Source organism: Pseudomonas sp. IPO3747 (genome assembly GCF_013385245.1).
Taxonomy (GTDB): domain Bacteria; phylum Pseudomonadota; class Gammaproteobacteria; order Pseudomonadales; family Pseudomonadaceae; genus Aquipseudomonas; species Aquipseudomonas edaphica.
The window spans coordinates 14086-27432 of the sequence record NZ_JACAQL010000030.1; the positions used below are offsets into that span (position 1 = coordinate 14086).

At 59.9% G+C, this 13347-nt stretch carries 11 protein-coding genes and 1 pseudogene; 6 read left to right on the forward strand and 6 right to left on the reverse strand.

Translation table 11 applies throughout. The annotated features are described in order from the left end of the window. Positions 1-118 precede the first annotated feature (118 nt). A complete protein-coding gene (locus HX790_RS28275; RefSeq protein ID WP_176992563.1) occupies positions 119-1288 on the forward strand; it encodes a hypothetical protein in 1170 nt (389 codons plus the stop codon). A 146-nt stretch (positions 1289-1434) separates the two neighbouring features. Then, positions 1435-1960, forward strand: a pseudogene (locus HX790_RS28280) (SET domain-containing protein-lysine N-methyltransferase). Here HX790_RS28280 and can read toward each other — a convergent pair. Further along, positions 1957-2601 (reverse strand): carbonate dehydratase, encoded by a 645-nt coding sequence (gene can, locus HX790_RS28285; protein WP_099549196.1) that lies wholly within the window; start codon positions 2599-2601, stop codon positions 1957-1959. The pseudogene HX790_RS28280 and the gene can sit on opposite strands and share 4 nt — an antisense overlap. A gap of 139 nt (positions 2602-2740) precedes the next feature. On the opposite strand from can, the gene HX790_RS28290 reads away from it, so the two are divergent. Continuing rightward, positions 2741-3145 (forward strand): serine kinase/phosphatase, encoded by a 405-nt coding sequence (locus tag HX790_RS28290; RefSeq protein ID WP_099549195.1) that lies wholly within the window; start codon positions 2741-2743, stop codon positions 3143-3145. Between the two features lie 149 nt (positions 3146-3294). Here HX790_RS28290 and rimI read toward each other — a convergent pair whose 3' ends face one another. After that, positions 3295-3747, reverse strand: coding sequence for a ribosomal protein S18-alanine N-acetyltransferase (rimI, locus tag HX790_RS28295; RefSeq protein ID WP_005784514.1), 453 nt, complete (start codon positions 3745-3747; stop codon positions 3295-3297). Then, positions 3740-4483, reverse strand: a complete 744-nt coding sequence (locus HX790_RS28300; RefSeq protein ID WP_026013484.1) for a hypothetical protein — start codon at positions 4481-4483, stop codon at positions 3740-3742. Before HX790_RS28300 ends, rimI begins: the two co-directional genes overlap by 8 nt. 187 nt (positions 4484-4670) lie before the next feature. Between HX790_RS28300 and mksB the strand changes: the two genes are divergently transcribed. The 3 genes from mksB to mksF are packed head-to-tail and all read left to right on the forward strand — an operon-like array spanning position 4671 to position 9482. Further along, positions 4671-5948 (forward strand): Mks condensin complex protein MksB, encoded by a 1278-nt coding sequence (gene mksB / locus HX790_RS28305; RefSeq protein WP_017134535.1) that lies wholly within the window; start codon positions 4671-4673, stop codon positions 5946-5948. Further along, positions 5938-6645, forward strand: a complete 708-nt coding sequence (gene mksE, locus HX790_RS28310; RefSeq protein WP_017134536.1) for an Mks condensin complex protein MksE — start codon at positions 5938-5940, stop codon at positions 6643-6645. The genes mksB and mksE overlap by 11 nt, the downstream gene beginning before the upstream one ends. Beyond that, on the forward strand, positions 6642-9482 hold the full coding sequence (mksF, locus tag HX790_RS28315) for an Mks condensin complex protein MksF (protein WP_017134537.1): 2841 nt from the start codon (positions 6642-6644) through the stop codon (positions 9480-9482). The genes mksE and mksF overlap by 4 nt, the downstream gene beginning before the upstream one ends. 170 nt (positions 9483-9652) lie before the next feature. Here mksF and HX790_RS28320 read toward each other — a convergent pair whose 3' ends face one another. The 3 genes from HX790_RS28320 to HX790_RS28330 are packed head-to-tail and all read right to left on the reverse strand — an operon-like array spanning position 9653 to position 13218. Further along, the gene (locus HX790_RS28320) at positions 9653-11956 is read right to left on the reverse strand and encodes a PqiB family protein (RefSeq protein ID WP_017134538.1); all 2304 of its coding nucleotides are present in this window, start codon (positions 11954-11956) and stop codon (positions 9653-9655) included. After that, a complete protein-coding gene (locus HX790_RS28325) occupies positions 11949-12572 on the reverse strand; it encodes a paraquat-inducible protein A (RefSeq protein ID WP_017134539.1) in 624 nt (207 codons plus the stop codon). Before HX790_RS28325 ends, HX790_RS28320 begins: the two co-directional genes overlap by 8 nt. Beyond that, a complete protein-coding gene (locus tag HX790_RS28330) occupies positions 12559-13218 on the reverse strand; it encodes a paraquat-inducible protein A (RefSeq protein WP_017134540.1) in 660 nt (219 codons plus the stop codon). The genes HX790_RS28325 and HX790_RS28330 overlap by 14 nt, the downstream gene beginning before the upstream one ends. Positions 13219-13347 lie beyond the last annotated feature (129 nt).

Sequence of the window (13347 nt, forward strand, 5' to 3'; positions counted from 1 at the left end):
TCTTATCCAATAGCGACATGCCTGGCGATTTAGCACGCGGTTTTCCTGGTCAACCGCTACTGTGTGCAAGTGGGCTTTCACCCCGCGCAGACGGGCTTTCGCTGACAAGGAACCAACTATGTTTAAACCGATCAGGCTGTCCTTCACCCTGGCCGCACTGCTGACCAGTGCGGTCGTACAGGCCGACATCGAAGTACCACTGGGCAGCACGCAACGCGTCACCCAACTGTTCGCGTTCCCCAATAACTGCAACGTAATCTGCTTTCGGCCATGGACGCTGGAGCAGACCGCCGAGCACTATTTGAACCAGAGCTTGCAGCGCGACGGGTACAGCCGTGCCAAGGTCAGTGTGAAAACCCACGACGGCCAGGTTTCAGCTACCTTCAGCGGTGTGCCCGAGCACTATGGCCAGCCCCTGACCACGCTGCTCAACACCGCCGACCTGGCTTACCAGGGCGCCAGCAAACTCAACAGCGACGGCAAGTGGGCCTACAACTGGTACTTGTTCCTGCCGCTGGGCATGGCCCTGGAAAACCGCAAGAGCATCGAACTGCTGCACTTCCCGCCCGACTACTCGCTGACCCAGGCCCAGGACTACCTGGAATCGGCCACCACTGACCGCTGGGCCACTTTGCTCACGGACAATGGCATCCCGGCCACGGAAACACCGGCCTACCAGACCATCATCGATATTGCGCCGATCGCCGCGCCGTCCAATGCGGGCAAGGACCTGGAAAACGTCTACAGCTACTTTGCCGACTACCAGACGCGCATGGTCAAGGAGCTGAGCCTGCACGCCAACGGCTCATTGCCGATGGTGGCATTCGGCGCACCGGTGCGTAACTGGATCAAACAACAGTACGGCCAAACCGTCGCCGTGCTGGGGCTGGCGCAGATCAGCCCGGTTGCCGGTAAAACCGTATCGGTACTGGGCTCCAACCACCCGAGCTACATCTGGTATGCGGCAGATCCGGCCAGCTATGACGGCAATGAACAAAAAGCCGATGAGGCCGGTTTGAAAGTGATGGGGCAAGATTTGAGCGCCGCCTGCTGGCAAGCCGGCATGGGCCAGAAACCCGCCAGTGACCCGAATGTGTTGCTCAAGGCGTGCATGAACACCTGGCAAGTCACGCGCAAGGAGCAGACCTGTGAGCTGTTCTACACCTCGGTGCGCAACCTGACCCCGGAGCAAGCCAACGCCAAATGCGCCACCCCGCCCATCAAGGCGCAGTTGAAACAGCTGAAAGACGCCGCCCCAATCCCTGCTGTTACTGCCCCTGCACTGTAAATCGTACAAAATATAACCGGTTTCTACTGTCAGATCTGACAGTAGAAATCGCCTACAACTTCAGCGAGTCTTGAACGGCACCCATCCGCTGCAAGACTGGAAGTCAGACCCCATCGCAGGTCGATGCAGCCTAGCCCAGGAGAGTTATGAAAACTCAAGCCATGGATAAGGCTAAAACTGCTGTGAGTGACTGCCTTTACCCCTTCAAAACGGTGCTCGTTGAACAGGGTTACCCTTCGAGTGAACACTTCCAGTGTCGTACACGATGCCAATGGCATTGGCGCCGCGCTCAAAGCATGCGTCGCCTTTGACAGCCGCGTGCGCATTGCCAGAGTGTCCGGCTATGCGTTGAGCGAACGACGTGCCCACACCTTGCAGCTCTCGTCACGCATCCACCTCTATGACCCGTGGTTCAGTCGCCTGATGTTGCACTCCTGCAATCCGAACGTGTTTTTCGATGCCACGTACCTGGAAGTCTGGACCGTGCAACCCATTGCGCCCGGCACCTTGCTGACGATGGATTACGCCACCACCGAAGATGCGCTGTTCCGGCAGTTCGCTTGCCAATGCGGCGAGCTGAACTGCCGGGGCTGGATCACCGGCGCCAAGGAGCCATTGAGCGCCGAAGGCCAGGCGTTCATGACCCACTGGCGCCTGCGCAAACGGCCTTAGGCTTCGCCCAATGGGCGCAGGCGATATTGCGGCGGCAGTTGCTCGAAGCCACTGATGGTGGTGTTCAAGCTCTTCCAGCGGCCATCCTTGATGCCGTAGATGCAGCCGTGAATCGACAGGCTCTGCCCGCGGTGCCAGGCGTTTTGCACAATGCTGGTGTGGCCGACGTTGGCGACTTGCTGAATCACGTTCAGCTCGCACATGCGGTCCACCCGCTCCTCCTCGGTGGACAGTTGGGCCAGCACCTCGCGGTTTTCGTAATAAAGGTCGCGAATAGTGCGCAGCCAGCCGTCGATCAGGCCGAACTGGCGGTCCTGCATCGAAGCGCGCACGCCGCCGCAGCCGTAGTGGCCGGTGACGAGGATGTGTTTGACCTTGAGCACGTCCACCGCGTACTGGATCACCGACAGGCAATTGAGGTCGGTGTGCAGCACCACGTTGGCCACGTTGCGGTGCACAAACAGGTCGCCGGGCAGCATGCCGACGATTTCGTTGGCCGGTACACGGGCGTCGGAGCAGCCGATCCACAGGTATTCCGGGGTTTGCTGGCGGGCGAGCTTGGCGAAGAATTCGGGATCTTCCTGTTTGATCGCATCCGCCCAGCGTTCGTTGTTATCAAGCAGGTCTTGTAGTTCGTTCATCAGGGAAAGCCTCAGGAATGATGCGCAGCTTTGTGACAGACAACCGCTCGTCCGGGTCACGCCCGGGCGCAATTAGCTTGAATCTTTGGGGCGCCGTGCCTGTCCACACACTATAAGCCCCACAGTATGAGGATTGGCCATGACTGAATCACGACGTCCCTACGGCGCTACACAGCCCGAACCGATTGATGACAACGAAGACCGCATGGGTGAGATGCGCGAGCTGGATTTTGACGAGCAAGAGCCGACCGCAGAAATTGGTGATGAGCTGCCGCGCCGTGAGCGCGAACAGCTGATGCCCGACGAACGGGTACGTGAAGCCGGCATGACTGGAGCTTCGACCGATGATCATGAGCCCACGGATGATGACATGAGCCCGGAAACGCTGATCCATGAGGATGGCGCCCGGGATGCTCGCGAGGCGGGAGAAGATGAACCCGCCGACTGGGACCTGAGCATTGTGGATGAGGACCAGATTGGCGGTGGCAATGGCCTGGATGAGGCCGAGCTGGCGGATATTGACCCGATAGACGGTAACCGCTGACACAACGCAGTTGAGCCTGTGAATACTTCCCCTGTGGGAGCCGGGCTTGCCCGCGATGCAGGCGCCTCGGTGTTTCAGCCAGACCGAGGTGATGCTATCGCAGGCAAGCCAGCTCCCACAGGGGCCGGCTTGTACATCGGGTTTATGTCTTAGTCGACCAGCGTACAAGCCATTACGACGGCATCCTCGCGCCCACCCACGGCCGGGTAGTAATCCCGGCGACGGCCGATTTCGTTGAAGCCGTAGCGCTCATACAAGCGAAACGCGCCAGTATTGCTGTCGCGCACTTCCAGGAAGCACTCCCGCGCACTGGCGGCATAAGCGCGCGACATCAGGTGTTCCAGCAGCGCCAACCCCAGGCCACGGCCCTGGTTTTCCGGTTTGACGGTGATATTCAGCAAGTGCGCTTCATCGAGGATGATCTGCACCACACCGTGGCCCACCTGCTGCTCACCTTCAAACATCAGCCAGATCTGGTACTTGCCCAGCCCATCAAGAAAAATCCCACGGGTCCAGGGATGGCTGAACGCCGCGTATTCAATCTTCAGTACGGCGTCGAGGTCCGCCTCGGTCATCGGGCGGAACGATAAAGCTTCACTCATCGGTACTTTTCCAGCGCGCCATCAGCCGGCGCATGGCTTGCCAGACATCAGCCTTACGCTGTGGCTCTTCCATTAATAATTCCAGGCCCGGCAAGGCCCATACCGAGCCCAGGCCTTCGACCTGCAGCTCGCGATACCAGGCTTCGGCATTCGCCTCACCGGCAAAACGCACGGCGGGCAGGCCGATCAGCCACAGGCACACGCAGGGTTCGTCTTCCAGGCGCGCCGAGACAAAACCTTGGACAAAATCCCGTGCAGCGTCCGGGCCCTGGTCCATGTTGCCGCGCACCAGCAGCGGCCAGCGCACGGGGTCGCCGACGATTTGCGGGCTGTCGGGCAGGCCGGCGGCGCGCAGCATGTCTTTTAGCAGCATGTAGGCCGGGTCGCGGGTCTGAAAACGTTCGCCGGTGGGCAGTTCCACCAACAGCAGGCAACGCCCGGCCCGCAGTAATTGCAGGGCGAAACGTGGCGGTGGCACCACTGCTGCCTTGGCCACCGGCGCTGGCGTTTCGGCCGCCACGGGCTTGGCCACGGGTGACGGGCGCGGCACTTCAACTTTCACGCGTTCGACAGCGGGGCGAGCCTCTGGCGTGGGTTTGACCACCGCCACCGGCGCAGCAGCCTCCTCGCCCGACACCTCGAACGCCTCATAAGGCTCAAGCGCCTGCAGCAGCTCGGGCCGCGATGGGGCGGCAAACGGCAGTTCGGTGCGGGGCAGCCAGTTGACCACCTGCATGGCAGTCAAGTAAGCGCGACGTCGGGACTCGATAAGCACAGCTCGGCCACTTGTGGATAACTAAAGAGCGGGGATTCTACCGCTGTTCGGTAACAATCGCCCACTGCGCACTGACCGGCTGTGGATAAATCCCGCGCCTGATGCAGTACAATCGCGACTTTTATTCGCCAACCAGCCGGCCATTCCGATGATCGAACCCAAGCGCGTCTTGCGCGCCCTCGCCGAACACTGGGCCCTGCTTGAGCCACTGTGCGAACACTTCGACCAAGGCACCTTGAGCCTGGGCGAGCTGCGCGCACAACTGGCGGCCCAACAACTGGACAGCACGCCACAGGACATCACCAGCCTGTTGGACGTGTGGATTCGCCTGGATATCCTGGTGCCTGTCGCCAAGAGCCCGAACCGTTTCGAGCTCAATGCACAGATCCACGACTTCCTCGCCTATCTTCGCAAGGAGCACCGGCTTGGCCTGTGCCTGGAAATCGAAGCCTACCTGCGCCACCTTGAGCGTCTGGCCGGTTACATCCAGGACGCCTTTGACATCCGTGATGGCCACGACCTGGCCCGCCAACTGCGCTTGCTGGATATGCGTGTGCGGGACGTGCTGAAAAAACTCGCCAACGACGAACAAGCCCTGGCGGCCGTGGCCGACCGCGCCAAGACCAGCGACCGGCAAATCCCGTTGCGCCAGCGTTACGCCGAGGTACTGGCGACCTGGGACGAATACGTCGAACCCATGATCCAACTGGTGAACGCCGACGGCGCCTTCGAGCAAGGCGTGCGCAAGGTCGAGAATGTGCTGCTGCGCATGCTCACCGAGCAGCAACGCCTCGGCCATCTGGTCGACGACGATATGCTGCTGCGTACTCACGCGCGCATCCTCGAAATGCAAACCAGCGCCCAGCTCACCTTGCGCCATGCCCGCGAACTGCTGCTGCCGCTGCGCGAAGAAGCGCGCCGCCACAACGCCGTGACGCGTGGCGCGGCGCTGGCCTTGTCGGCCATTCGCCGTAAAGGCCTGGACGCGGTGCCGCAAGCGGCGATGCCGATGTTTACCCGGCCTCAAAGTACCTTCCTGGGCAGTGCCAGCCAGGTCGAAGCGTACGTGTATGCCCTGGCCAATTTCGAGCCGAAACCGGCGCGTTTCCCCAAGGCGCACAAATCCCACAAGGGCGAAGCCCAGCGTGCGCCGCGCACGGTCAAGGAAATGCTCGAGCGCTGCGAAGACGCGCTACCGATGCCGGACCTGATGACCTGGCTGCTGGAGCAGGAACCGGACGGCGCCACCGATGAATTGCTGTACTGGTTCTCACGGCTCTCGCGGGAAAAACGCTTCAAGCGCGAACGCCTGGAACGCCGCGACTACCACACACACGAGCACCAGGTCAGCCTGCGCTCATTCGCCCTGCTCCCGGCTGGCACCGATGCCACCGAGAATTCTGCGAGCACGCCTTATGCATCTTGATCTATCCGAACTGTCCCAACTGGCACCGATCTTTCGCGAGCTGTTCAAGGGTTACCACGTCAGCCGCCGCGACCCGGAGCTGTACGCACAACTGTCGAACTTCCAGGACCAGTACCGCACACTGTTCAAGGCCCTGGGCTTTGAGCTGGTGTGTGACACACGCGGTTTCTATTACTTCGTGCCGGACACTGCCGTGGCTGCGGCGCAGGTCAACAAGACCGCGCAACGTCTGGCGCTGTTCACCTTCATCATCGTCGAGCACCTGGCCGACCAGGGCCGCGACCCGGTCGCCGTGCTCGATGGCGGCAGCCTGGGCCGCGATGAGTTGCCGTCGTTGCTGGAAAAGTACCGCGACCTGTTTATCCAGGCCGAAGTGCAGACCCAGGAAGAGCTCGAAGAAAAGATCATGCGCCGCATGACCCAACTGGGTTTTGCCAGCGAAGACAACGGCATCTATCGCTTCCTGCCGCCGATGCACCGCTTCCTTGATGTGTGCCTGTCCGTGCAGCAGGACCGTGACCTGGCCGCCAGCGTGCACAGTGTGTTGCCATTGCCGGCGCCGGTAATCATCGATGAAGACAGCGATGAAAAACTGCTGAAAACCGATGACCCGCTGGACCTCAGCGACTTCGCAGAAGAAAGCGAAGAAGACGCCCTGGCCCGCGCCATTGCCGAAGAACAGGAGACCGACGCATGAGTAAGGAACGTTACGGCATCCGCCGCTTCGCCCTATTGAACACCGCGGGTTACAGCCTGGGCTTGTTCCCGCTGGAGGAACCGTTGTCGGTGTACGGCGCGAATAACCTGGGTAAATCTGCGTCGATCAACGCCTTGCAGTTCCCGATCCTGGCGCGTATGTCGGACATGAGTTTCGGCAAGTACACCCTGGAACAATCGCGGCGCTTCTACTTTGCCACCGACACCAGCTACATCCTCGTGGAAGTCTCGCTGCCCCACGGCCCGCACGTAATCGGCGTGGTCGGGCGCGGCCCGGGCGGTGGTTTCGGTCACCAGTTCTTTGCCTATGCCGGCAAGCTGGACTTGGCCCACTACCAGAAGAACGACACCTGCCTGCGTCAAAAAGAGCTGTTCACCAACCTTGAGCGCGAAGGCCTTAAAGCCTACGAACTCAAACCGGATGAACTGCGCCGTTTGCTGGTCGGTGGCCACACGTCAATCCCACTGGACCTGACCCTGATTCCGCTGCGTTCCACCAGCGAACAGAGCCTGAAGACCTTCCGCGCGCTGTTTATCAACCTGCTGCACATGCGCGAAATCACCGCGGCCAAGCTCAAGCAATTGTTCCTGGATGCGTTCGAACACAGCCTGCGTTCCGGCAGCGTGGACTACATCGCTGCGTGCGAAGAAGCCTTCCGTGATGTAAGGCGCATGGAGCAGGACTACAACTCGCTGGTGGCTGCCGGGCCGTTGGTTGAAGCGCTCGCCAATGGCGTGCGCTTGCGCGATGTATTGCGCGGCAAATTGCATCGCCTGTCGCCCTTGCTGGATTCGTTGCTCGGCACCTGGTCAGACTACGCCAGTGCGCGCAAGGAAGAGCTGACCATCCAGGCCGAGCACTACCGTAACGAGCAGGACGCGCTGCAAAACGATCAGCGTGGCGGTACCCAGGAGCTGATGCGCCTGGAGCGCGAGATCAGTGGCATCCAGCGTTGGTTGGGCGAGCTGTCGGTGCTTAAGCATCGCTTTGCGCTGGTGGATGACGTCAAGGTGCTGGAGCAGCAACTGTTGGCGGCCAAGGATGCCCACGATGAATTGGCGGGCGCCCTGGCGCAATCCCGTCAGTTCAGCGCTGAGGACCTGGATGAGCGCTTGCGTGACCTGGAGAAACGCCTGAAGTCGGTCAAGCAACAGCTCGACCATGCCGACAACAACAGTTACGCCAAACTGCGTGAAGAATTCTCACAACAGGACGTCGAGCGTCTGATGCGCCTGTTCAACAGTTCGTTGTTCAGTTTGCCGCTGGGCGAGCATGGCATCACGCTGGATGAGGATGGCCAGTGGGTTAAATCCCTGGAGCAGATCCTTGATGGCTTCAAGGGTGAAAAATTTGAAGTGCCGGGGCTGTCGATCGACATCTCCAATATCGAACCACCGGCATTGCAGGCGCTGGCCGATCGCGCGGCATTGCGCGACCAGAAAGAGCGCCTGGAAAAAGAACTCAAGCAGCTCAAGACGCAGCAGGCCGTAGCCTCTGACCGTGCGGCGAGCAAGACCCAGACCGAAGCCCTGTACCAGCAAGTGCTGGATGCGCAGAAGGCGCTGGAAGACTTCCGTCGCGCGCAAACCCTGAGCGCGGAAGAAGGCGAGAAGCTCGAAAACCTGGCGCAGATGGAAGCCGCGCAAGATGAGTTGAAGCGCTCCAGTGATGCCTTCACCGAGCGTGTCCAGCAGTTGTCGGCCAAGCTGCAACTGGTCGGCCGTCAGATCGGCGATATGGAAGCCAAGCAACGCACGCTGGATGACGCCCTGCGCCGCCGTCAGTTGTTGCCGGCCGACTTGCCGTTCGGCACACCGTTTATGGACCCGGTCGACGACTCGATGGACAACCTGTTGCCATTGCTCAATGACTATCAGGACAGCTGGCAAGGTTTGCTGCGCGCTGATGGCCAGATTGAGGCGCTGTATGCACAGGTGCGCCTCAAGGGCGTGGCCAAGTTCGACAGCGAGGATGACGTAGAGCGTCGTCTGCAATTGCTGATCAACGCTTATGCGCACCGCACCGATGAAGCCCTGACCCTAGGCAAGGCGCGCCGTGCAGCCGTCACCGATATTGCGCGGACCTTGCGCAATATCCGCAGCGACTACGACAGCCTTGAGCACCAGTTAGCCTTGTTCAACCGCGAGATCAACAAGCGTCAGGTGTCCAACCTGCAAAGCTTCCGCATCGTGCTGGCGCCGAACAAGGAAGCCCTCAAGCATATCGACCAGATCATCCACAGTGCCGGTCAGTATGAAGAAGGCGAAACCCTGTCGGTGTTCGACCTGAGCCAGAGCGCCGAGCAGGACAACAAGAACGAAGAGGCCAAGGAATACCTGGCCCGTCTTGTGGCCGCCAACCATAACCAGTTGGGCCTCAAGGACTTGTTCGAGCTGGCATTTGAAATCACCAAGGTGCATGGCCAGCCGGTGATTCACACCGACATCGACGGCGCGGCGTCCAACGGCACCACCATGACCATCAAGGCGCTGACCAACATGTACTTGTTGCTGCACTTGATGGACCGTGACCAGGCCGGGCGCGTGCGTTTACCGTACTACCTCGATGAGGCAGCGGACATCGATGAGAAGAACCAGGCGGCGTTGCTGGAAACCAGTTTGCAGCTGGGCTTTGTGCCGATTTTGGCCAGTGTGAAGCCGCAGGTGTCCGCCCAAGTGGCGATCGACCTGGAAGGCGGCAGCGGGCCGAATGGTATCTACATTGATGAGGCGGACTGGAAGTACATCCGTCGTCATGATGTGGTGAAGGCGACGGTGAATGTGCAGGCGGATGAGCCGGAGTTGGATGAGGTTTAATCGGAGACGCTGAAATGCAAAAGGCCGCGATCTGTTTGGATCGCGGCCTTTTTTATGGGCTGGGGTTTTGCAGTGATGTTGAGGGCCTCATCGCGGGCAAGCCCGGCTCCCACAGGAGTTATGCATTCCAATGTGGGAGCCGGGCTTGCCCGCGATGGCCGCGCCGCGGTCTACTTGCCCAATGGAATCTTAGGCGCCCAGGTCAGCCACTCATCCTCAAACTTATCAAACAACGGGAACGTCTGCTGCGGTCGCGCCGCATTGCCCATGCGCTCGCCATCCGGCGTGGCAAAGGCGATACCACCGGCCACCAACGTCTCCAGAGATTCCGTGCGCACCGTCGCCCCCTTGAACAAGCCGAAGTCCAAACCAAACCCACTGCTATTCCAGAAGCGGCTGCCACTGCGCACCAGTGGTGCGTATTTAGGTTCGATCAAAATGTGGATCAGCACCCGGTCGGCGGTCTGGCCCAATTCGTAGCCGGTGACTTTGCCTACAGTGACTTCACGGTAAGTGACGGGCACGCCTTCCTTCAACGAACCACGGCGTGCGGCGCTGAGGACCAGGCTCAGGCCTTCTTGCTGGTGAACAGCCTCTGGTGGCTTGTCCAACGCGACGAAGCTCTTTTGCGGCCCGGCGTTTTTCACGGCGGGCTGCACTTCGATGTATTGGCCGGTGACCAGAGTCTCCAGGTTTGCGGTTTTCATCAGGCCCAGCTCAGGCTTGACCACCCAGAACTGGCTGCCGCTGCGCGCAATACGATCAGCCACTTGGGTGATCCGGGCGCTGAGCAGTACCGACTGCATGTCGGCGCTGAGGTCGACGTTCTCGATCTTGCCCACGTCGAGGCCTTTGAAGCGTACGGGCGTGCCGGGGCGCAGGCCGTCGGCGCGATCAACCTTGATGGTCACCAGGGTCCCGTGCTGGTTGGCCGCGTCGCGATCGGCAAACAGGCGGAAACGCGGGATACGTTTTTTCAACGGTACATTCTGTTCCGGGGTTTCGAAGGCGATACCGCCAGCCATCAGACTGGCCAGGGATTCACTCTTCACCTGGATGCCGCCGGTGAGGCCGCCAGTCAAGGTGACGCCGCTGGCGTTCCAGAAACGCGTTGAACCGTTGACCAGGTTTTCGTATTCCTTCTCGATGTGGACGCCGATCACCAGTTGCTTGTTCTTGCGCGAGAACTGGTAGCTCTGCACCGAACCGACCTTGACCTGTTTGTAGAGGATCGGGCTGCCAACATCCAGGGAGCCTAGGTTGTCGGTGAAGAGCACCATGTGCAGGCCGGGGGAGCGTAGATCCAGTGGGGGCGCCTTGGCGCGGGCGACGTACTCACGTTGCGGTGCGCTGCCTTTGTCGCCGGGGCGGATGGCAATGTAGTTACCTTTTACCAACGCCTCCAGGCCGGTGATGCCGGCCAGGGAAATGGACGGCTTGACCACCCAGAACTGCGTGTCTTGCACCAGGTAGTCTTCGGCGAGTGGGTCGAGGGTCAGCTCGGCATGGGCGCTGGACAGGTCCGGGTCAATCTTCAGGGTTTTCAGGCTACCAACCTGGATGCCCTTGTACATGACCGGGGTGCGCCCAGCCTGCAGGCCTTCGAAGTCGGTGAGCTTGACCTTGACCTTGATGCCGGCGGCGGCGGCGTCGAAATCCTCATAAAGACGGAAAGGCAGACTCGGATCGGTCGGCGGGCTGTCCTTGCGATTTTCAGGGGTGGCGAACGCGATACCGCCGGCGACGATGCTGGACAGCGATTCGCTACGCACTTTTACGCCGGACAGGTTAGCGTCGATGCTGATGCCGCTGGCGTTCCAGAAACGCGTGTGTTTGCGCACCAGGCTGGCGTAAGTCGGCTCGATATAAACCTTGATCTCGACGGTGCTCTGGTCCTCGGACAGCAGGTAGCTTTTGACCTGGCCAACCTGGATCTGTTTGTAGAACACCGGGCTGCCGCGGTTCAGTGAGCCGAGGCGATCGGCTTTAAGGGTCAGGTGCAGGCCAGGCTTGGCGTCAGATAACGGCGGCTCTTCGGAGAGCGCCTTGAATTTGCGCGTGGGCTCGCCATCGCCAGGGCTGGCGGCAATGTAGTTACCCGAGACCAGGGTTTCCAGGCCGGTGATACCGGCCAGGCTGACGCTGGGCTTTACCAGCCAGAAGCGTGTGTTGGTCTTGAGGTATTGCTCGACGTCCTTGTTCATCTCGATGGTGGCGATCACCCCGCGATTGCTGCCTTCGTCATCCAGGGCCAAGGCTTTGACCTTCCCCACCGTCATGCCTTTGTAGACCACTTCGGTTTTGTTGACCTGGATGCCCTCGCCACTTTCAAAGCGCACCTGGATCTCGATTCCCTGTTGGGAATAGGCACGCCATCCCAGCCAGCCGCCGATGATCAGCGCAATCAGGGGAAGCACCCAAATGGCCGACCAGTTAGAGGCCGGGCGGGTTTTAGCTTTAGGCAAATCACTCATGGTCGTCGTCCGACTCCGTGTTATCCCAAATCAGTCGGGGATCAAAAGTTACTGCGGCAAGCATCGTCAAGATCACCACACTGGCGAACGCTGCGGCGCCAAGGTTGGCCTCGACACTGGCAAGTCGCCCAAAGTTAACAACCGCCACCAGGATGGCGATCACGAAGATATCCAGCATGGACCAGCGGCCAATGAATTCGATAAAGCGGTACATGATAATGCGTTGTTGTGCGGACAACGGTTGGTGACGTTGCACCGAGAACAGCAATAAGCCAATGCCCACCAGCTTGAACGTCGGCACCAGAATACTGGCGATAAACACCACCGCAGCGATGGGGAACATTCCGTGCTGCACCAGCTGAATCACGCCCGCCATGATCGTACTGGGATCACCCTGGCCGAGAGAGTTGATGGTCATGATTGGCAACAGATTGGCCGGGATATACAGGATCGCTGCAGTGATCAGCAACGCCCAGGTACGCACAAGGCTGTTGGGGCGACGCGCATGGATCAGCGCACCGCAACGGGTGCACAGCTGCTCATCGGTATCCGCCTCTTGCTTGTTCAATTCGTGGCATTCGGTACAAATCAGAATGCCCGCATCAATCGCCCGCATGATCATCCTCTCCTGAAAGCGCTTGCCAGATCTGGTGGGGCGACATCACCACCTCCAGCAGTACTTGAACCACTAATAGGCTGACGAAGCAGACAAGCCCCAGGCCAATGGTGATGGAGGCCATGTCCGCGAGTTTGACGATCGCGACCAGCACGCCCATCAGGTAAACCTCCAACATCCCCCAATCCTTCAGGTGATGGTAAATGCGGTAAAGCAACAGCCCATAACTGCGGCCGATGTTCCAACGGATACTGAGCAACACCGCCAATTGGCAGAGCAGCTTGAGCAGGGGAATGCCCATGCTGCACAGGAACACCACGGCTGCGACACCTTGCATGCCGGTATCGAACAGACCTACCACGCCGCTCCATACGGTGTCCTGCGAAGACTGCCCGAGAAGATTGAGCTGCATGATGGGTAAAAAGTTCGCGGGGATGTACAGCAACAGTGCAGCCAGCACCAAAGCGAGGCTTCGCTCAACCACGTTGTGGCGGTGAGCGTAAAGCTCGTAACCGCAACGTGGGCATTGGGCTTTTTCACCGAGGGCGAGTGCGGGTTTGCGCATCAGCAAGTCGCACTCATGGCATGCCACCAGATCCTCCAGTGGTAACTGCGACACCTCGACGGTATCAACCGGATCGGGCATAGATAGGGCTCGAACTCTAAAAAAGGTTAGGTGCCTATTCTAATGGTCTGGTTCAGAAATAACTGTGCAAATTTGTCGGCAGCTTTGGACCGGTTTGGGTTTTCGACCGCCCAAAACAAAACCCCTGAT